18 protein-coding genes are annotated in these 18,336 nt (G+C 71.9%); 13 read left to right on the top strand and 5 right to left on the bottom strand.

Annotated elements, in window-relative coordinates; all coding sequences use genetic code 11:
• Nucleotides 1-49: 49 nt before the first annotated feature.
• The 8 genes from ABD437_RS39575 to ABD437_RS39540 all read left to right on the top strand — a co-directional run bounded on the left by ABD437_RS39575 (nucleotide 50) and on the right by ABD437_RS39540 (nucleotide 5,108).
• Complete coding sequence (locus ABD437_RS39575) at nucleotides 50-544, top strand: hypothetical protein (protein WP_344654125.1); 495 nt, start codon at nucleotides 50-52, stop codon at nucleotides 542-544.
• Between the two features lie 108 nt (nucleotides 545-652).
• The gene (locus ABD437_RS39570) at nucleotides 653-1,237 is read left to right on the top strand and encodes a YceD family protein (RefSeq protein ID WP_344654124.1); all 585 of its coding nucleotides are present in this window, start codon (nucleotides 653-655) and stop codon (nucleotides 1,235-1,237) included.
• A 30-nt stretch (nucleotides 1,238-1,267) separates the two neighbouring features.
• Nucleotides 1,268-1,441, top strand: a complete 174-nt coding sequence (gene rpmF, locus ABD437_RS39565; protein WP_344654123.1) for a 50S ribosomal protein L32 — start codon at nucleotides 1,268-1,270, stop codon at nucleotides 1,439-1,441.
• Nucleotides 1,442-1,539: 98 nt separating this feature from the next.
• Complete coding sequence (locus tag ABD437_RS39560; protein WP_425558358.1) at nucleotides 1,540-2,583, top strand: phosphate acyltransferase PlsX; 1,044 nt, start codon at nucleotides 1,540-1,542, stop codon at nucleotides 2,581-2,583.
• A gap of 14 nt (nucleotides 2,584-2,597) precedes the next feature.
• Nucleotides 2,598-3,416: a ribonuclease III gene (rnc, locus tag ABD437_RS39555; protein ID WP_344654121.1), complete on the top strand. Its 819-nt coding sequence runs from the start codon at nucleotides 2,598-2,600 to the stop codon at nucleotides 3,414-3,416.
• A gap of 3 nt (nucleotides 3,417-3,419) precedes the next feature.
• Nucleotides 3,420-4,292: a bifunctional DNA-formamidopyrimidine glycosylase/DNA-(apurinic or apyrimidinic site) lyase gene (mutM, locus tag ABD437_RS39550; RefSeq protein WP_344654120.1), complete on the top strand. Its 873-nt coding sequence runs from the start codon at nucleotides 3,420-3,422 to the stop codon at nucleotides 4,290-4,292.
• Between the two features lie 39 nt (nucleotides 4,293-4,331).
• The gene (locus ABD437_RS39545; protein WP_344654119.1) at nucleotides 4,332-4,706 is read left to right on the top strand and encodes a response regulator transcription factor; all 375 of its coding nucleotides are present in this window, start codon (nucleotides 4,332-4,334) and stop codon (nucleotides 4,704-4,706) included.
• Between the two features lie 6 nt (nucleotides 4,707-4,712).
• Entirely contained in the window at nucleotides 4,713-5,108 is a 396-nt protein-coding gene (locus tag ABD437_RS39540; RefSeq protein WP_344654118.1) for a HEAT repeat domain-containing protein, read from the top strand.
• Between the two features lie 137 nt (nucleotides 5,109-5,245).
• Here the strand turns inward: ABD437_RS39540 and ABD437_RS39535 are convergent, their stop codons facing one another.
• Nucleotides 5,246-5,953, bottom strand: a complete 708-nt coding sequence (locus ABD437_RS39535; protein ID WP_344654117.1) for a CAP domain-containing protein — start codon at nucleotides 5,951-5,953, stop codon at nucleotides 5,246-5,248.
• Nucleotides 5,954-6,224: 271 nt separating this feature from the next.
• Between ABD437_RS39535 and ABD437_RS39530 the strand changes: the two genes are divergently transcribed.
• The 3 genes from ABD437_RS39530 (at nucleotide 6,225) to smc (ending at nucleotide 10,688) form a co-directional block, all read left to right on the top strand.
• A complete protein-coding gene (locus ABD437_RS39530; protein ID WP_344654210.1) occupies nucleotides 6,225-6,542 on the top strand; it encodes an acylphosphatase in 318 nt (105 codons plus the stop codon).
• 249 nt (nucleotides 6,543-6,791) lie between these two features.
• Nucleotides 6,792-6,995: a hypothetical protein gene (locus tag ABD437_RS39525; RefSeq protein ID WP_344654116.1), complete on the top strand. Its 204-nt coding sequence runs from the start codon at nucleotides 6,792-6,794 to the stop codon at nucleotides 6,993-6,995.
• Between the two features lie 123 nt (nucleotides 6,996-7,118).
• The gene (gene smc / locus ABD437_RS39520) at nucleotides 7,119-10,688 is read left to right on the top strand and encodes a chromosome segregation protein SMC (protein WP_344654115.1); all 3,570 of its coding nucleotides are present in this window, start codon (nucleotides 7,119-7,121) and stop codon (nucleotides 10,686-10,688) included.
• Nucleotides 10,689-10,883: 195 nt separating this feature from the next.
• On the opposite strand, the gene ABD437_RS39515 is transcribed toward smc, so the two are convergent.
• Entirely contained in the window at nucleotides 10,884-12,587 is a 1,704-nt protein-coding gene (locus ABD437_RS39515) for an alkaline phosphatase D family protein (protein WP_344654114.1), read from the bottom strand.
• Nucleotides 12,588-12,755: 168 nt separating this feature from the next.
• On the opposite strand from ABD437_RS39515, the gene ftsY reads away from it, so the two are divergent.
• Both ftsY and ABD437_RS39505 read left to right on the top strand, forming a co-directional pair.
• Nucleotides 12,756-13,910, top strand: a complete 1,155-nt coding sequence (gene ftsY, locus ABD437_RS39510; protein ID WP_344654113.1) for a signal recognition particle-docking protein FtsY — start codon at nucleotides 12,756-12,758, stop codon at nucleotides 13,908-13,910.
• The gene (locus tag ABD437_RS39505) at nucleotides 13,907-14,695 is read left to right on the top strand and encodes a phosphotransferase (protein ID WP_035857132.1); all 789 of its coding nucleotides are present in this window, start codon (nucleotides 13,907-13,909) and stop codon (nucleotides 14,693-14,695) included. The genes ftsY and ABD437_RS39505 overlap by 4 nt, the downstream gene beginning before the upstream one ends.
• Before the next feature lie 862 nt (nucleotides 14,696-15,557).
• On the opposite strand, the gene ABD437_RS43250 is transcribed toward ABD437_RS39505, so the two are convergent.
• The 3 genes from ABD437_RS43250 to ABD437_RS39490 all read right to left on the bottom strand — a co-directional run bounded on the left by ABD437_RS43250 (nucleotide 15,558) and on the right by ABD437_RS39490 (nucleotide 18,237).
• Nucleotides 15,558-16,097, bottom strand: a complete 540-nt coding sequence (locus ABD437_RS43250) for an SCO6045 C-terminal-like domain-containing protein (protein ID WP_486304013.1) — start codon at nucleotides 16,095-16,097, stop codon at nucleotides 15,558-15,560.
• A 299-nt stretch (nucleotides 16,098-16,396) separates the two neighbouring features.
• The gene (locus ABD437_RS39495; RefSeq protein ID WP_344654112.1) at nucleotides 16,397-17,383 is read right to left on the bottom strand and encodes an MbnB/TglH/ChrH family RiPP precursor modification enzyme; all 987 of its coding nucleotides are present in this window, start codon (nucleotides 17,381-17,383) and stop codon (nucleotides 16,397-16,399) included.
• Nucleotides 17,299-18,237 (bottom strand): TIGR04222 domain-containing membrane protein, encoded by a 939-nt coding sequence (locus tag ABD437_RS39490; RefSeq protein WP_344654111.1) that lies wholly within the window; start codon nucleotides 18,235-18,237, stop codon nucleotides 17,299-17,301. The genes ABD437_RS39495 and ABD437_RS39490 overlap by 85 nt, the downstream gene beginning before the upstream one ends.
• Nucleotides 18,238-18,336 lie beyond the last annotated feature (99 nt).

The following is an 18,336-nucleotide window of genomic DNA, read 5'->3' as shown; positions in this document are numbered from 1 at the left end:
GGACGCGGCAGGATGACGAGACCTTCGAGCTACCGACCGGAGCCGTGCTGTGGACCCACTCGACCGAATCGATGAGATCAGCGCGTTCGTGGAGTCCGCACGCTCGATGCCGATGTCGTCGAACGCGATCGTCAACCGCAACGAACTGCTCGGGATGCTCGACGAACTCCGCGCTGACCTCCCGACCGAGATCCGGCGGGCGCAGGCCCTGCTCGACGAGCGCGACAAGGTGATCGCGGCCGGCCAGCGCGAGGCCGATCGCATCGTCGGCGAGGGTGAGGTCGAACACCAGCGGCTGGTGTCGGTGGCGGAGGTCACGGTCTCGGCCGAGCACGAGGCCGCGCGCATCGTCGGGGAGGCCCGCGCGGAGGCCCAGCGCCTGCGTGACGAGGTCGAGGAGTACGTCGACACCACGCTGGCGAACTTCGAGCAGATGCTCAACCGCACGCTGGCGACGGTGGAGCGCGGGCGTGACAAGATGCGTGCGCTCTCCGAGATCGGCGGCTTCGACACCACTGCGGAGGAGCGGCCGCTCCCGTTCTGAGCAAAGAGCAGTACGCTTGTACGTCGGGTCGCACACGGCCCGATTCGATTCCGGCCGTCGTACTCAGGTAGAGTTCCCCGACGGCCTCACCAGCGCCGAAAGATCATCATGCCCGAGAACAGGAAGACGCAGGAGCGACTCGACCCCCGGAAACCCCTCGTGTTCGATACACGCGAGGTCGGTCGCCGTCCAGGGTCGATGAAGCGCCTACGCCGCCCCGTCCCCGTGCCGGAGGATCTCGGTCTGGACCTGGTCCGGGTCCCGGTCGGGACCACGCTCGAACTCGACGTCAGACTCGAGTCGGTACTGGAAGGCGTACTCGTCTCCAGCACCGTCTCGGTTCCGATCGAGGGCGAGTGCGGTCGCTGCCTCGAACCGTTCCAGGACACCGTCGACGTGGACATCCAGGAGCTGTACGCCTACCCGGACAGCGAAACGGACGAAACGACCGACGAGGACGAGGTCAGTCGGCTGCAGGGAGATTTTCTCGACCTGGAGCCGGCGTTGCGGGACGCGGTGGTGCTGGCACTGCCGAGCAACCCGCTGTGCCGCGACGACTGTCCCGGACTGTGCCCCGATTGCGGGGTCCACTGGGACGATCTGCCGCCCGAGCACTCGCACGACGTAGCCGACCCCCGGTGGGCCGCACTGCAGTCGCTGCAAGACCCGGGCCGCGGCAGCCAGCCCAAGTAACACCCATCGAAGAACTCAGGAGCTAGAGCCGTGGCCGTTCCGAAGCGGAAGATGTCGCGCAGCAACACCCGCTCGCGTCGCGCCCAGTGGAAGACCACCGCGGTCAACACGCAGCCGTGCGACCGTTGCCGGTCGCCGAAGCTGCCGCACGCGGCGTGCTCGAACTGCGGCTACTACAACGGCCGTCAGGTCGTCGCGGTCTGAGCCCGAGGAGACGCTCGGCCGGTGACCCGGCGCACGTCTCCGCCGCGGCGTCCGAGGACGCCGCGGCGACGTACGCCCGGGTCGCTGCCGTGCGCCCGGTGCGGGTAGCGCTCGACCTCCTCGGCGGAGATCGTGCTCCCGACGCCGTCGTCGACGGTGCGCTCGCCGCGCTTTCCACGGATCCAGAGCTCCACCTGGTTCTCGCGGGGCCGGCCGAGTTGCGCCAACGCTGGGCTGCGGTCGCCGATCGGGTGACGCTGCTCCCCACCGACGAGAGCGTCGGGATGGCGGACGCTCCGGTCCGCGCCGTCCGCTCCCGCCGCACCTCGGTGCGGCTGGCGGTCGAAGCGGTCCGGCACGGTGCTGCCGAGGCGGTGGTCAGCGTCGGTTCGACCGGCGCGCTGGTCGCCGCCGCCGTCACCGAACTGGGCAAGTTGTCGGGTTTCCGGCGCCCCGCGCTGGCGGCGGTGTTGCCCGCGGTCGCGCACCCGGTGGTGCTCGTCGACGTGGGTGCCCACGCCGGCGCGTCCGACGCCGACCTGGTCCGGCACGGCCGTCTCGGTGCCGCGTTCGCGCGCACCGTGCTCGGCCTCGACCGGCCCCGGGTGGGGCTGTTGTCGGTGGGCACCGAGCCCGGCAAGGGCGACGCGCTGCGCCGCAAGGCCGACCGCGGCCTGGCCGGCAGCGGGCTGAACTACATCGGCCTGGTCGAGGGGTACGACGTGCCGCTCGGCGGCCGCGCCGACGTGGTCGTCACCGACGGCTTCACCGGCAACGTGGTGCTCAAGACGCTGGAAGGCGCGCTGGCCCTCACCGAGCGCGGTGCCACCTCGCCCCGGGCCGCCACCCTGCTCGGCGTCGCCGGGCACGTGGTCGTCGGGCACGGGGCCGCGTCGCCGGCCGACGTCGCCGACTGCATCGCGGTGGCCACGCGCGCGGCGCGGGAGAACCACCTGGCCCGGCTCCGCACGATGCTCGAGAACCCCGGATCGACCCCCGACCCGGCTCCGTCGGAACCCGCCGCGGACACCCCGGCGGCGCAGCCACGGGACGGGGCCCCGATCGAGACCGCGTCGGCGCGCGCCGGCCGGTCCGAGAACCGCTTGCAGGCCCGAACGACCGCCGCACCGGCGGCGACCTGAGAGAAGGCACGGCGATGAGGGAGCGACCCCCTGCAGCGCTGCTGGAGGAAGCGATCGGCGTCGAACTGGGCGCGGAGCTGCTCGAACGCGCGCTGACGCACCGGTCGTACGCGTACGAGAACGGCGGTCTGCCGACCAACGAGCGGCTGGAGTTCCTCGGGGACGCCGTGCTCGGGCTGGTGATCACGTCCTCGCTCTACCTGAGTTACCCCGACCTGCCCGAGGGGCAGCTGGCCAAGTTGCGTGCGTCGGTCGTCAACATGCGCGCGCTGGCCGGGGTGGCGCGTGACCTGGGCCCCGGTGGGCTCGGGGCGCACCTCCTGCTCGGCAAGGGCGAGGAGGCCACCGGGGGCCGGAACAAGGCCAGCATCCTGGCCGACACGCTCGAGGCGCTGCTCGGCTCGGTGTACCTGGAGCACGGTCTGGAGACCGCGGCCAAGGTGATCCACCGGCTGTTCGACGACCTGATGCTGGACGTGGCGCAGCGCGGCGCCGGGCTGGACTGGAAGACCAGCCTGCAGGAGCTGACGGCGAGCAACGCGTTCGGCGTCCCGGAGTACCGGGTCACCGAGGCCGGTCCCGACCACGCCAAGACGTTCACCGCGACCGCGGTCGTCGGCGGCGAGGAACTGGGCAGCGGCGAGGGGCGCAGCAAGAAGGAAGCCGAGCAGAAGGCGGCCGAGCTGGCCTGGCGCACGCTGCGCAACCGCATCGACGCACGCTCGGGAGCGACGCCGGGCGCCGCCCCGCCCGCGAGCGCGATCAACCCGCAGCTCGCCGACCCGGGCGCGGCGGACACGATCGACGGTCCCGACGCAGATTCCGCCGGCTGAGCGATGCCGGAACTTCCCGAGGTCGAGGTCGTCCGGAGCGGTCTCGACCGGTGGGTGCTCGGCCGCCCGATCGAGTCGGTCGAGGTCTACAACCCCCGCGCGATCCGACGTCACACCGCCGGCCCGCTGCACTTCGCCGAGGTGCTGACCGGCCGGACGCTGCTCGCCGCGCACCGCCGGGGCAAGTACCTGTGGCTGCCCACCGACGGTGGTGACGCGCTCGTCGGCCACCTCGGGATGAGCGGGCAGATGCTGGTCCAGCCGTCCGACGCCCCCGACGAGACCCACCTGCGGGTGCGCCTGACGTTCACCGACCACGAGCGGGAGCTGCGTTTCGTCGACCAGCGCACGTTCGGCGGGCTCTCGGTGGAGCCGCTGCCCGCGCCCGGCAGCGACCGCGAGAACGTTCCGCCGAGCATCGCGCACATCGCCCGTGACCCGCTCGATCCACTGTTCGACCCGACGACGTTCGCCGCCGCGCTGCGACGCAAGCGCACCGGCGTCAAACGGGCGCTGTTGGACCAGACGTTGATCTCCGGCGTCGGGAACATCTACGCCGACGAGGCGCTCTGGCGGGCGCGGCTGCACTACGCACGGCCCACCGAGACGCTGACCGGGCCGCAGATCCAACGCTTGCTCACCGCCGTGCAGGACGTCATGCGTGAGGCGCTGGACCAGGGCGGGACGTCGTTCGACGCGCTGTACGTGAACGTGAACGGCGAGAGCGGGTACTTCGACCGGTCGCTGGCCGCGTACGGGCAGGAGGACAAGGCGTGCCCGCGGTGCGGTACGCCGATCCGGCGCGACGCGTTCATGAACCGCTCGTCGTACAGCTGCCCGACGTGTCAGCCGAAGCCTCGCCGCGCCCGGTGGTAATCGAGGCATAAGTCACATTTCGTATGCGACTATGCCCCCATGAGCACGATCCTGGTCGCGGACGACGACCGTGACATCCTCGATCTGGTCGCTTTCAAGCTGAGTGCGGCGGGGCACGAGCTGATCACGGTGACCGACGGCGCGACGGCGCTCACCGAGGCGCGGCGCGCGGTGCCCGACGTCATCGTGCTCGACGTGGCGATGCCGGGGATGTCCGGGTTGGACGTGTGCCGTGAGCTGCGGGCCGATCCGGTGACCAGTGCGATCCCGGTCGTCCTGCTCACCGCCAGGGGTCAGGAGTCCGATGTCGAGGCCGGCTTCGACGTCGGGGCCGACGACTATCTCGTCAAGCCGTTCAGCCCGCGTGAGCTGCAGAGCCGGGTGACCGCGATGCTCAGCCGGGCCCGGGCCTGAACCGCGGTGCGCGACGAGGGGATCCGGCGGCTGATCCGCATGCTCGCGACCGACCAGCGGGTCGACGTCCGCGTGCGTGCCGCGCGAACGCTGGGGCTGCTGGGCCATCCGGCGGCGCTGGGGCCGTTGGTCACCGCGGTGGGCCGGGGCCAGCCGGCCGCGCTGCGCTCGGTGGCGACGACGGCGCTGGGGGAGCTCGGCTCGGCCCGGGCGGTGCCGACGCTGGTTCTCCTGCTCGGTGACCCGATGCTCGCGGTGGCCGACGCCGCCGCACTGGCGCTGCTGGCGCTGGGTCCGGTCAGCCGCACCGCGCTCGAGGAACTGGGCCGCGCCGGCTCGACCGACCGCCGCACCGCCTACGCGGTAGCGGCCCTCAACCTCACCCGCCTAGCAGACGCCTGAAGCGCCGAGCGCATTTGTTCTGACCTGGAGCCCGCTCAGGGCGGCGCTGGCAGTCGAGCGGGCCGACGCCGCGACATTTGCCTAGCGTCTCAAGGAGGCCCGCTCGCCTGTCAGCGTCGTTCTGAGCGGGCCGCCCACTACTCGGCGCCGAACATCTGGGTCCAGTAGACGGTGCCGCCGGAGTCGACGGCCACGCCGACACCGATCGCCTTGGACGAGCAGTTCAGGATGTTCGCGCGGTGGCCCTCGCTGTTCATCCACGCGTCCATCACGGCGTCGGCCGTCTTCTGGCCTTGCGCGATGTTCTCGCCGGTCGGCACCTCGTAGCCGGCTTCCTTGGCCCGGTCCCACGGTGACGCCCCGTCCGGCGTGTTGTGGGAGAAGTACCCGCGGGCGATCATGTCCTGGCTGTGCAGCAGCGAGGCCGAGGTCAGCTTCGGGTCGGCGTGCACCGGGTCGCACCCGGCCTGGGCGCGCGCGGTGTTGACCAGCGCGACGACCTCTTCGGTCTCGTTCGGGGCCGAGAGCGTCGTCGCGGACTGCTCGCCGGTGTCCTCGGACTCGCTCGGCGCGGAGGCCTCGCCGCTCGGCGACGCGTCCGACTCCGCGGGTGACGCCGACGGCGATTCGGACGCCGCGCTCGGCGCGGCCGCGGCGGGACGCTTCGATCGGCTCGCGGCCTGCCCGCTGGACGAGTTCGCCTCGGTGCTCGCGGCCTCGACCGGCTCGGTCTCGGTGGTGTCGACGGAGACCGGCGCGCCTCCGGCGGTCTCGAGCGTGTCGGCGCCGGCGCGTCCCAGATAGAAGGGGAGCCAGGCCCCGACGGCTACCGACGCGAGCACCACGAGGGTCAGAACGCTGCGGGTGCTGAATCCGGCTCGTTGACGCGTTCGGCCGCGTCCCCCGGCGGATCGCCACGGGGCCGGGCCGACTTTGTCGGCCTGCCGGTGGCGGGGTCGGTAACTACTCCGTTGGTGCTCCATCGGCGGCAACATTAGGAATGCGTGAGACCGGCACACCAGACCCACGTCGCAACCACAAGGTCGGTTTAATGCACGGTTACAGTTGGCAGCCGTGAACGCGGGTGAACTCTCCGAGGATGGCGTACCTCGTCAAGTGACCCCTTCGGAGACTCGTCAACCCCTAGACGCGCCGCCGTCGGATCCGGTTCGACTGACCGCGTGGGTTCGTGGACGGGTGCAGGGCGTCGGGTTCCGGTGGTGGACGCGGAGTCGGGCACTGGAGCACGACCTGGTCGGCTGGGCCAGAAACACCGCCGACGGACGCGTGGAAGTGGTGGCCGAGGGCACCAGGGCGGAGTGTGAGGTACTCCTCAACCTGCTGCGCGGAGGTGGTACGCCCGGACGGGTTGATCACGTCGCTGAGCGATTCAGTCCGGCGAAGGGTGGACTGACGGGTTTTTCCGAGCGCTGACGAGGGTATGGGCGAATGTGGCGGAGCCCATCCCCACGCCTGGCGTGACCTTGGACGCCTGACCCCGTAAGCTGTATAGCGGACCATTTCAGTGGACTGCGTGACCAGGGGTTAACGGCCGCCCTACACGCACCGGCCCTGCGATGCCCTGCCTGATCGTTCGGGTCGGCATCGCGTCAGGGGTCGGTGTTTCGCGCGTCCATGGGTCACATAACCACGGCGTTCGAACGCCCATACGAGGAGACACCAATGGCGAAGGCCCTCTTCGGCCATGTCGGCAACGTTGCCGACGGTCGACTGCGCGACGAGGTTGTGCGGCTGCGCGGGACGGTACGGACGTTGGAGTTCGAGGTGGCTCGACTCCGCGCCGAGAACGACCGGCTCGCTGCCGAACTGGCCGACCGCGACACGGAGCTGAGCCGGGTGGCCGAGCTGGAGCACCAGCCCGTCTGAGGCACCCGGGTCCCGAGCCGGGCCGCCGCACCGGCCCGCTCCGACACGGCCCCGTCTGCGCAGATCGTCGCTGGTGGGGAAGGTATGGTCTGAAGACACCTTCCCCCACCCAGGCAGAGTCCCGTGCATCTGAAGAGCCTCACGCTGAGGGGCTTCAAGTCCTTCGCGTCGTCGACGACCCTGCGGTTCGAACCGGGCATCACCTGCGTGGTGGGTCCCAACGGATCGGGTAAGTCGAACGTCGTCGACGGCATCTCGTGGGTGCTCGGTGAGCAGGGGGCCAAGGCGCTGCGTGGCGGCAAGATGGAAGACGTCATCTTCGCCGGGACAGCGGGGCGTGCGCCGCTCGGTCGCGCGGAAGTAACTCTGACGATCGACAACCACGATGGTGCGTTGCCGATCGAGTACGCCGAGGTGTCGATCACTCGGCGGTTGTTTCGTACCGGTGACTCCGAGTACGAGATCAACGGTGACCCGTGCCGTCTTCTCGATATCCAGGAACTCCTCTCGGATTCCGGTATCGGGCGCGAGATGCACGTCATCGTCGGTCAGGGTCAGCTCGACAGCGTCCTGCAGTCGCGCCCGGAAGACCGCCGCGGTTTCATCGAGGAAGCCGCCGGCGTCCTGAAGCACCGCAAGCGCAAAGAAAAAGCGCTGCGCAAGCTCGACGCCATGCAGGCGAACCTCACGCGCCTCACCGACCTCACCACCGAGCTGCGTCGCCAGCTCAAGCCGCTGGGGCGCCAGGCCGAGGTGGCCCGGCGTGCGGCCGGCGTGCAGTCCGCGCTGCGTGACTCCCGGCTGCGCCTGCTCGCCGACGACCTGGTCACGCTGCGCACCGCGCTGGAGCAGGACGTCGCCGACGAGGCCGCGGTCCGTACCCGCCGCGCGCAGGTCGAGACCGACCTCGAAGCGTCCCGGGCCCGCGAGGCCCAGCTCGACACCGAGATGGCGGCCGACGCCCCGGTGCTGGCCCGCGCCCAGGACACCTGGTACCGCCTGTCCGCGTTGCAGGAACGTCTCCGCGGCCTGGCGCAGCTCGCCGACGAGCGGCTGCGTTACCTCTCGGCCGAGCCGGAGGACAGCCGCCCCAGCCGCGACCCCGAAGCCCTCGAGCGTGAGGCCGCCGTCGTCCGCGAGCAGCACGAGGCGCTCACCGAGGCGCTCGAAGCCGATCAGGACCGGCTGGCCGAGGCCACCGAGGCGCGCACCGAGTACGAGCGCCGCGCCTACGACGCCGAGCGCGCCCACGTCGCCGCGATGAAGGCCGTCGCCGACCGCCGTGAAGGGCTGGCCCGGCTCACCGGCCAGGTCAACGCGCTGCGCACCCGGGCGACCGCGGCCGAGGACGAGATCGCCCGCCTCTCCGCGTCGCTGGCCGAGGCCCGTGGCCGCGCCGACGAGGCGCAGGGCGAGCTCGACGTCGCCCAGGAGGCCGCCGAGGGCCTCGACGAGGGCGACACCGATCTGTTCGCCCGGCACGCCGCCGCCCGCGAGGAACTCGAGGCCGCCGAGGCGCGGGTGCGCGAACTGACGCAGTCCGAGCGGGTCGCCGAGCGCGAGGCCTCGGAGTGGAAGGCACGCCAGGAGGCGCTGGCGCTCGGTCTGTCGCGTAAGGACGGTGCCGGCGCGCTGCTGGCCGCGGGCGACCAGGTGCCGGGGCTGCTCGGGAGCGTCGCCGGGCTGCTGTCGGTCGAGGCCGGGTACGAAGCGGCGCTGGCCGCGGCGCTCGGCGGGCTGGCCGACGCGGTCGCGGTGGCGTCGGTGGGCAGCGCGGCCGACGCGATCGGCTGGCTCCGCTCGGCCGACGCGGGCCGCGCCACACTGTTCGTCGCCGGTGGTTCCGACGGTTCCGACGGGCCGTGGCCGGTGCTGCCGGACGGCGTCCGGTGGGCCATCGACCTGGTGAAGGTCGGCGACGACCTGCGTCCGGCGGTGCGCCGCGCGCTGCACCAGGTCGCGTTCGTGCCCTCGGTCGAGGCCGGGCGCGCGCTGGTGTCGCGGGAGCCGGGCGTCCGGGCCATCACCCCGGAGGGCGACGTCCTCGGCGCGACCGAGGCCGCCGGCGGTGGTGCCAAGGCCCAGAGCACGCTGGAGATCCAGGCCGCCGTCGACGACGCCCGCGACCACCGCGCCGAGGCCGAGCGTCGCGGTGAACGGCTCCGCGCGCAGCTCGAGGCCGCCCGCGCCGAGGTCGACACCCGCAAGGAGACCGTGCGTGTCGTCGCCGCGGCCCAGAAGGAGGCCGAGGGTGCCCGGCACCAGGCCGCCCGGCGGATCGCCGAGCTGTCGGCCGCGGCCCGCTCGGCCCGCGGTGAGGCCGACCGGCTCGCCCAGGGCCGCCAGCGCGCCGAGGCGGCCCGCGACAAGGACCTGGAGGGGCTGGCGGCGCTCGAGGAGCGTCTCGTCGCCGCCGAGGAGACGCCGCTCGACGACGAGCCGTCCACCGACGAGCGCGACGAGTTCAACGCGCTGGCGAGCCAGGCCCGGCAGAACGAGATGGAGGTGCGGCTCGCGGTCCGCACCGCCGAGGAGCGGGTGCGTTCACTGGCCGGCCGGGCCGAGTCGCTGGAACGGGCGGCGGCGTCGGAGCGGGCCGCGCAGGCACGGGCCAAAGCCGCACGCGCGGCCAGGGCCCGGGGCGCCGCGGTGGCCCGCGCGGTCTCGCAGGGCGCCCGGACGGCGCTGACCCGCATCGAGACGTCGCTGGTGGCGGCGGCCGACGAGCGCGACGCCGTGGCCGAGGCCCGGGTCGCGCGGGAGGCCGAGCTCACCGGCGTCCGGGCCCGGGTGCGTGAGCTGGCCGGCGAGATGGACCGCCTCACCGACGCGATGCACCGCGACGAGGTGGCCCGGGCCGAACAGCGGATGCGCATCGAGCAGCTGGAGTCCAAGGCGGCCGACGACTTCGCGATCGACGTCGAGACGCTGGCCAACGAGTACGGGCCGCAGATGCCGGTGCCGCCGACGCAGGCCGAGATCGCCGAGGCCGAGAAGAACGGCGAGCCACCGCCACCCGCGCTGCCCTACCACCGGCCGACGCAGGAGAAGCGGGCCGCGAAGGCCGAACGGGACCTGCAGCTGCTCGGCAAGGTCAACCCGCTGGCGCTGGAGGAGTTCGCGGCGCTCGAGGAGCGGTTCAAGTTCCTCTCGACCCAGCTCGAGGACCTCAAGGACACCCGGCGCGACCTGCTGACCGTGGTGAAGGAGGTCGACGACCGGATCCACGAGGTGTTCAAGAGCGCCTTCGAGGACACCCAGCGCGAGTTCGAGGTGGTGTTCCGCACGCTGTTCCCGGGCGGGGAGGGCCGGATCTTCCTCACCGATCCGGACGACCTGCTGACGACCGGCGTCGAGGTGGAGGCGCGGCCACCGGGCAAGAAGGTCAAGCGCCTGTCGCTGCTCTCCGGGGGCGAGCGGTCGCTGACCGCGGTGGCACTGCTGGTGGCGATCTTCCGGGCGCGGCCGTCGCCGTTCTACGTCATGGACGAGGTCGAGGCCGCGCTGGACGACACCAACCTCGGGCGTCTGATCACGTTGCTGGAGCAGTTGCAGGAGTCCAGCCAGCTGATCATCATCACGCACCAGAAGCGCACGATGGAGATCGCGGACGCGCTGTACGGCGTCAGCATGCGCGGTGACGGGATCACCCAGGTGATCAGCCAGCGCCTCAAGGACCAGGTGACGGCTTAGCGCGAGGCGCGGTAGTAGTAGCCGTTCTCGTAGCAGTAGTAGTCGGTGCCGGCCGAGCCGGACTCCTCGTAGCTTTCGGTTCCGTAGCTCATGACTTCCTCCTCGGTTCGTCGGTGAACCCAGAATGACCCCGCCGCGCGGCGGGGTCATTCGCGTTCCGGACGCCCGAAGTGTTAGCTCAGCTGCGCGCGGGACTCAGCTCAATTGCGCCCGTGCCGGGAACGGGGCCACCGGGTCGGCGGTGGTGTCGTCGCGCCAGGAGAGCGGGGTCTGGTTCACCGTGGCCAGCCGCGGTGCGCTGCCCGGCGTCCGGAGTGCGCGTTCGAGGCTGAACCGGGCCACCCGCCCGTCGATCACCAGCGTGCCGAGCTCGTTGCCGTAGAACGGACCGGCCAGGCGCTCCCACCGCACCGGCGACTTCGGCACCTTCGCCCACCGCGCCAGCGGCCGTGCGATCGCCGCCGCCGTGCGGCTCCACCCCACGGTGAACCCGATCTTGATCGCGCCCGGCACGGTCTGGTGCACCGGCGACACCACGAGCTGGTACACCGGCACCGACCCCGGCGGATCGAACGACGCCTTCGCGACGTACGCGTGGTGCACGTCGCCGGAGAGCACGCTGATGCTCGCGGGTTTCGGCCCGCGCTCACCCCGCGACACCGACGCCAGCAGCTTCCCGAGCCGCTCGAACGAGTCGGAGAACGCGGCCCAGTGCTCCAGGTCGGCGGCCCGCCGCACCACCTCGCCGAACTTCGCCAGCCGCGGTCCGCGCGAGCCCGCGCACAGCGCCTCGTTCCAGTTCTCCACGTGGTGGATCGCCCACGGCAACAACCACGGCAACGACGACGCGATGAGCAGGTGGTCGTAGTCCCCGTCGAGCTGCTCGGCGAGCCAGTCGAACTCGGCGTCGCTGATCATCGCCCGCTCGGTCTCGGTGAGGATCCGCCCGCAGCGGGTGTCGACGACCAGGACCCGGGTGCGTCCGTAGTCGATCTTGTAGCTCCACCGCATGCCGGCGGCGTCCTGATCGCCGTCCACCTCGGCGTCCGCCGTCGCGGCCAGCCGTTCCAGCAGCGGGCCCGCGTCCACCCCGGCGTCGCCGGCCGCGCGGACCGCCAGCCACATCGAGTCGGTCACCAGATCGTCCGGGGCGAGATTCCCTAAGTGTTGGTAGACCCAGTAGCTGGTGAGCCCGCCGATGATGCGTGAACGCCACCACGACGTCTGCTCGATGTCTCGCCGCCACTCGTACGAGGTGTTCCAGTCGTCACGAACGTCGTGGTCGTCGAAGATCATCGCGCTCGGCACGTTGGCCAGCAGCCAGCGGATGTCCGGGTCGCTCCACGACTCGTGGTAGAGCACCGTGTACTCCTCGAAGTCGGCGACCTCGAGGAACGGCGGAGCGTCGACCGGCCGGCGGTCGCGGATGAATTCCTGCGTCTTGGGCGACGTGTCGTCGGCGTACACCTGGTCACCGAGCAGCAGGACGGCGTCCGGCCACCGGGAGGGCTCCTCGGTGGCCATCCGCTGCGCGTACGTGTCGAGCGCGTCGGGCTCGTACCCGAGCTTCTCCAGCGCGTTCGGCGTCGCGTGACGGCAGGAACCGAAGATCAGCCGCTGCGGACGGTCGGGCGCCAGCGTGCGGAGCAGGGACGGCGGGTAGACCGACTCCCGCTCCGGCCACACCACGGTGTCGTCGAGTCTGACCTCGTACTGCTGCTGCGAACCGGGCTCGAGGCCGTCGACGACCACCAGGGCGTAGTGGTGCCCATGGACGCAGAACGTCCGGGCGGTGCGGCCCAGGACGTCCACCTCGCAGGCCACATCGGTCTCCACCCACAGGGTGACGCTCGTTTCGGTGACGTGCCGGAGGACGGGGCCCAGTACGAGCTCAGCCATGTGTGTCAATCCTGTCGTCGATGCAGCGTGCAGGCTCTGACATTCCCCTCTAGTCCATCATCTCGAACGTCCGCACGCGTACCAAGACGGTGCCCGCCGGGAGCCGGACACGGCCTTGCTGTGGAGCCACGATGCCGCGGGAAGCACGGGTCTGACAGGATTCGTGTCATGGAGTACCTGATCCTCGGAGCGATCCTGCTCGTCGTGCTCATCGGCGCGGGCGTCGGGTTGCTCGTTCCCCGCCGCCGTGGCCGGATCGATCTGCCGCCGGTGACCCCGGGCCAGGTCGCCGGTGAGGTGGCCGACGAGGCGCGGGGCGGCACCGACACGCTGGCCCCACCCGAGCCGGCGCAACCGCAGGTCGTCGAACCGGCGGCACCGGCGCTCGACGTGCCGGAGCCGACCGCCGGGCGGCTGGTGCGGTTGCGGGGGCGCCTGGCCCGCTCGAACGCGCTCGGGCGCGGCCTGCTGACGCTGCTCTCCCGCGACCACCTCGACGAGGACGACTGGGAAGAGGTCGAGGACGCGCTGATCACCGCCGACGTCGGGGTGGCGGCCACCACCGAGATCGTCGAGCGGCTGCGTGAACGTACCCGGGTACTGGGCACGCGCACCCCCGACGACCTGCGCAAACTCCTCTCCGAGGAGCTGGTGGCCGCGATCGGGGCCGACGTCGACCGCTCGCTGCGCACGCTGCCCCACGACGACCGCCCCGCCGTCGTCATGATGGTCGGCGTCAACGGCGTCGGAAAGACCACGACCTGCGGAAAGGTCGCTCGCGTCCTGGTCGCCGACGGCCGGACGGTGCTGCTCGGCGCGGCCGACACGTTCCGCGCCGCCGCCGCCGACCAGCTGCAGACCTGGGGCGAGCGGGTCGGTGCGGAAACCGTGCGGGGGCCGGAGGGAGCCGACCCCGCTTCGGTGGCGTTCGACGCCGTTCGGCAGGGAATTGCGTCGAAGGTGGATACCGTGCTGGTAGACACCGCTGGCCGGTTGCAGAACAAGGTGGGCCTCATGGATGAGCTCGGCAAGGTCAAGCGGGTGATCGAGAAGAACGGGCCGGTCGACGAGACCCTGCTCGTCCTCGACGCCACGACCGGTCAGAACGGCCTGATACAGGCCCGGGTGTTCACCGAGGTCGTCGACGTCACCGGGGTGGTGCTCACCAAGCTCGACGGCACCGCCAAGGGCGGCATCGTCATCGCCGTCCAGCGCGAACTCGGCATCCCGGTGAAGCTCATCGGCCTCGGTGAGGGCCCGGACGACCTGGCTCCGTTCGAGCCGGCGGCGTTCGTCGACGCGCTACTCGGCGAGGCGGCGTGACCCAACAGGAGATCCCGCTCGAGGGCGGCAGCGTCAGCACGGTCGTGCGGGTCGGTGACACCGTCCGCCGCACGGCCGGGCCGTGGACACCGGCCGTGCACGCGCTGCTGCGTCACCTCGAGGCGGTGGGGTTCACCGGTGCACCCCGCGCGTTCGGCATCGACGAGAAGGGGCGCGAGGTCCTCTCGTACCTCGACGGCGAGACCGGCGAGTACCCTCTCAAACCGCACTGGACCACGGACGAGGCGCTGGTCACCGTAGCCACCATGCTGCGGCTGTTCCACGACGCCCAGGCCGGTTTCGTGCCACCGCCGGGCACCCGCTGGCGGTCGTTCGGCCCGCCGCCGCCCGACACCGAGGTCATCTGCCACCACGACGCCGCCCCCCACAACGTGGTCTGGCGGCCCGACGGCACGCTCGCGATGATCGACTTCGACCTGTCGTCGCCCGGAGCGCGCATCTACGACGTGGCGTACTCGGCGTGGACGTGGGTGCCGCTCTTCTCCGACCGGGACTCGCGCACGCTCGGCTGGCGCCACCCCGACCGCCCCCGCCGGCTACGCCTGTTCGCCGACGCGTACGGCCTGACCCCCCGCGACCGGGCTCGTCTGGTGCGTACCATCCGCACCCGGATCGTCGACCACATCGAGGGCATCCGCCGCATGGCCGAGGCCGGCGAACCGGCGTTCGTTCGGATCGTGCAGAAGGGGCATTTGAAGCGCCCGGTGCGTGATCTGCGCTTGATCGACCACGAGCGCCATCTGCTGGAGCACGCCCTGCGCTGAGTCTTTGGTTGGCGTCGGTCTTTCTCGGCGTCGGTCTTCCTCGGCGTCGTGTCGGCCGGAGCGCGGGGCGGATGGTTTCGGCGTCGGCGCGCAGCGCTGAAATGGTGGCTCGGTGCTCGGTGCTCGGTGCTCGGTGCTCGGTGCTCGGTGCTCGGTGCTCGGTGCTCGGTGCTCGGCTTCGGCGGCCGGGGTGGCCGGGAGTGCTGAGGTGGCGGGGGTGGCCGGGAACGCTGAGGTGGCCGGGGTGGCCGGGGTGGCCGGGGGCGCTGGGGTCCTGGGGCTGCTGTCGGGTTCAGGGCCGTTGGAGTGCTGATTGGTGGCGGGCTCGGCGCTGGAATTGCGCTCCTTGGGCTGTGCCGAACCAGGGGCGCTGGAACCAGCGGCGCACGATCGGTGGCGCCGAACCAGCAGCGTTTTCCCGCTGGCGGGGCAGGATGCGCGGCGCGCGCCGGAAGGGGGCCCTCGACCAGTGGTTGGCATCAGGCCCCGCTGGACCGAACCCGCACCCCTAGGTCGGTAAGTCGTGCCCGATCCAGGAACCCGAAGCCCGCGCTCGGCCGATGGTTCCTGTTGAGCTCAGCGTGCCGGCTTGAGCGGCGCACATCCGGTCGTTCGGTGGGTGTGGGGGCGTCCGAGCCAGCGGCCTTCCGCTGGCGGTGCGCGCGGGTCCAGGTGCGGCGGGACTAGCGGCGCTCGGGTGCCGATGCACAGGCGGATTCAGGTCCGGCGAACCCAACAGCGCTTGATAGGCGGCGCGCGGGTTCAAGCGCGCGCTGGGACCGGCGGCGTTTGGGTGGCGGTGCAGGTGTGGGTTCGGGTGCGCCGGGACTGGCGGCGTTTGGGTGGCGATGCGCGTGCGGACTCAGGTGCGGCGGAACCAGCGGCGCTTGGGTGTGGGCTCGTGGGCGGCCAGTTCCTGCGCGGCGAGCGGGGGAAGCTCACCCGAGTCGCGAAGGTGCCGGGCGAACGCCAACCCGTCCGCGCGGGATCCAGCCGGTGGGCGACCGGCAGCCCACTGCACGAATAGCGGCGTGAACTTCGCCCCCAGGGAGGCAGCTAGAAGCGGCCAAGCCTTGGCCACCTCACCCGCCCGCTTGCGCAGCAGCGCCCGCCGGGTCGCACCCACCCGCTCACTGTCGAACCCGGCCGGCAACTCCCCACCCGCCACCAGCGCCGCCACCAAGGCAGCTTGCCGAGCCCTCAGCTCCGCAGCCGCCTCGGCGTCAGCCAGCACTGCAGCCGCCTCGGTGTCAGCCAGCTCCGCAGCCGCCCCGGCCTCAGCCAGCGCCGCAGCTTCCGGGCTCTCTGCAGCTTCCGGGCTCTCTGCAGCCTCCGGGTTGTCTGAGGCCTCCGTGGCCTCCGTGGCCTCCGGGGGAGCCGGTGCACCCCGCGCCAGGTCCATCGCAGCGTCCGTAGTCGCCGCGGCGTCAGCTCGCACTGCCGAAACCCGCATAGCCGGGCCCGCCGAGCCAGCGGCTGACACGGCGCCCAGAACCAACGCGCCTGGAACCGACGGGGTCACCGGAACCACCGCCTCCGCAGAGGGAGTGGCCTCCGCCGTCGGTGCTACCTCTGCTGCCGGCATGCCACGCGGGCCTGGAGCGGCCGAAAGATCTGCTGCGGCCCTCGGGACACCTGCGGCCACCAAACCCTGCTCGCCGGCAACCCCGGCGACGGCCGCGGGAAGACCCGACCCCTCGGTCATCGGAGGCTGGCCGCTCTCGTGCCGGCCTCGACCGCGGCGGTGATGGACGCCAGTTCGGCGCGCAGGACCTCGGCCGGGGGATAGTCGCCGTCGCGTTCCAGGAGCCAACCGGCGGGGGTCGCGCGCTCGGCCAGCGCCGTCACCAGGTCGAGCACCGGCTGCGGCACGGCGTCCGTGTGGGTGTCGTGGTAGAGCCCTTCGTGTTCCCGTCCGCCCGCGACGTGCACGTACGCGACCCGGTCGAGCGGCAACCGGTCGAGCAGCGCGACCGGGTCCTGCCCCCGGTTGCGTGCGTTCGCGTAGACGTTCGCGACGTCGAGCAGCAGCATCGCGCCGGTGCGGTCGAGTACGGCGTTGAGGAAGTCGGCCTCGTCGTACTCGTCGTCGGGCCAGTCGAAGAGCGCCGCGATCGGTTCCAGGGCCAGCGGCACGCCGCCGAGTCCGTCGATCGTGCGACGGTAGTTCGCGGCCAGCGCGTTCACCGCCGCGCGGGTGCGGGGCACCGGCAGGAGGTGCCCGGCCTCCACGTCGCCGGCCCGGACGAACGCGATGTGTTCGCTGACCAGCGGCGCGTCGAGCAGTTCCGCGCACGCGGCGAGGTGGGCCACGCGCGCGGCCTCCACCGGTTCGGCGCCGCCGAGCGAGAGCCGGACCCCGTGCGGCACCAGCGTCACGCCACGCTCGCGCAGGACCGCCAGCGGGCCGGACAGCGGCACGTGCGTGTGGATGCCTTCCGCTACGACCTCGCAGAACCGCAACCCCGGCACGTCCGCGACCACCCCGGCGATCTCCGGCCGCCACCCGACCCCGACCCCCAACTCGGGCAACCCACCACGCCCCACCGCTACCACCGCGCCGGGCGACGGCCGTGCGCCGACGTCATCAGCCCCGGAACCGATCATCCGCCGCACCCACCACCGCCACCGCACGACGAACCGCCGCCGCACGACGACGAACTGCTGCACGACGAGGAACTGCTGCACGACGACGACGTGGACGAACTGTCGCCGCCACCCCCGGACGACGCGGCCGCCTGGCGGCGCAGCTCGGCCTCGGCCGCGAACGCCGGGTCGGCCGCGTACAGCGACGCCACCCCGAACAACGCGACGCCCATCGCCGCGCCACCCGCGCCGTACGCGCCCCAGGACGGGCTGTACTCGGGCTTGAGGTGGTCGTGACGCGTGATCTCCTGCTGCAGCGCGAGCTTGCCCGCACCGGACTTCTGCGGCGCGCTCCGCACCGCGAACACGATCTGGACGACGACCAGCACGATCAGCAACAGCGTGAGGTACCCGACCGGCCGGTTGTTCTCGACGCCGTTCCACCACCGCGCCGAGCCGAGCGCGATCACCGTGACGGGCAGCAGGCCCAGCAGCCGGTAGAGCGTGCGCTGCGCCTCGTCGAGCATCAGCCCGTCGCGCTGGAGGCCTTTGCGGACGTCGGTGAGCGCGGCCTTCACGCGACGGTCGGCCGCGATCTGGTACACGTGGCGCTTGCGGCCGGTGATCGTGCGGAACACCGCGTTCTCCACCGGGTGCAGGCCCTTGGCCGTGGCGCCGTTCGCCTTGACGCCGCCGCCGGACGCCGCGGTGACCAGGTGCCGCGAGCGGAGCCCGGCGATCGCCGACTGCACGACCAGCTGCGGGCCGCCGGCGAGCAACGCCAGCGCGAACGGGTCGGACTGCGGCAGCAGGTTCTCGGTGGCCGGACCGCGCGCCACACCGCGGCGCAGCAGGATCGTCATCCAGATCACCACACCGGCGAGCACGACGTATCCGATCAGGAACGTCGGGCCAGGAATGCCCCAAGTGTCACCAGGGGCAGCGATACCGCGCATCGGGCACCTCCTCGTCCGTCTCGATCCTGAGAATCGCAGGCCCCACCGACAATCCGCGCGTCCGTGTCGCGGTATTGACAGCCGTCAGCCGCCGCAGCC

This window comes from Cryptosporangium japonicum (assembly GCF_039524755.1).
Lineage (GTDB): Bacteria > Actinomycetota > Actinomycetes > Mycobacteriales > Cryptosporangiaceae > Cryptosporangium > Cryptosporangium japonicum.
This window is presented reverse-complemented; position numbering and strand designations above follow the sequence as displayed.

Coding starts and splice junctions, on each gene's coding strand:
- ABD437_RS39570 (WP_344654124.1), top strand. CDS start 653: ATGCCCGAGAACAGGAAGACGCAGGAGCGACTCGACCCCCGGAAACCC.
- rnc (WP_344654121.1), top strand. CDS start 2,598: ATGAGGGAGCGACCCCCTGCAGCGCTGCTGGAGGAAGCGATCGGCGTC.
- mutM (WP_344654120.1), top strand. CDS start 3,420: ATGCCGGAACTTCCCGAGGTCGAGGTCGTCCGGAGCGGTCTCGACCGG.
- ABD437_RS39545 (WP_344654119.1), top strand. CDS start 4,332: ATGAGCACGATCCTGGTCGCGGACGACGACCGTGACATCCTCGATCTG.
- ABD437_RS39525 (WP_344654116.1), top strand. CDS start 6,792: ATGGCGAAGGCCCTCTTCGGCCATGTCGGCAACGTTGCCGACGGTCGA.
- ABD437_RS39515 (WP_344654114.1), bottom strand. CDS start 12,587: ATGGCTGAGCTCGTACTGGGCCCCGTCCTCCGGCACGTCACCGAAACG.
- ftsY (WP_344654113.1), top strand. CDS start 12,756: ATGGAGTACCTGATCCTCGGAGCGATCCTGCTCGTCGTGCTCATCGGC.
- ABD437_RS43250 (WP_486304013.1), bottom strand. CDS start 16,097: ATGGACCTGGCGCGGGGTGCACCGGCTCCCCCGGAGGCCACGGAGGCC.
- ABD437_RS39490 (WP_344654111.1), bottom strand. CDS start 18,237: ATGCGCGGTATCGCTGCCCCTGGTGACACTTGGGGCATTCCTGGCCCG.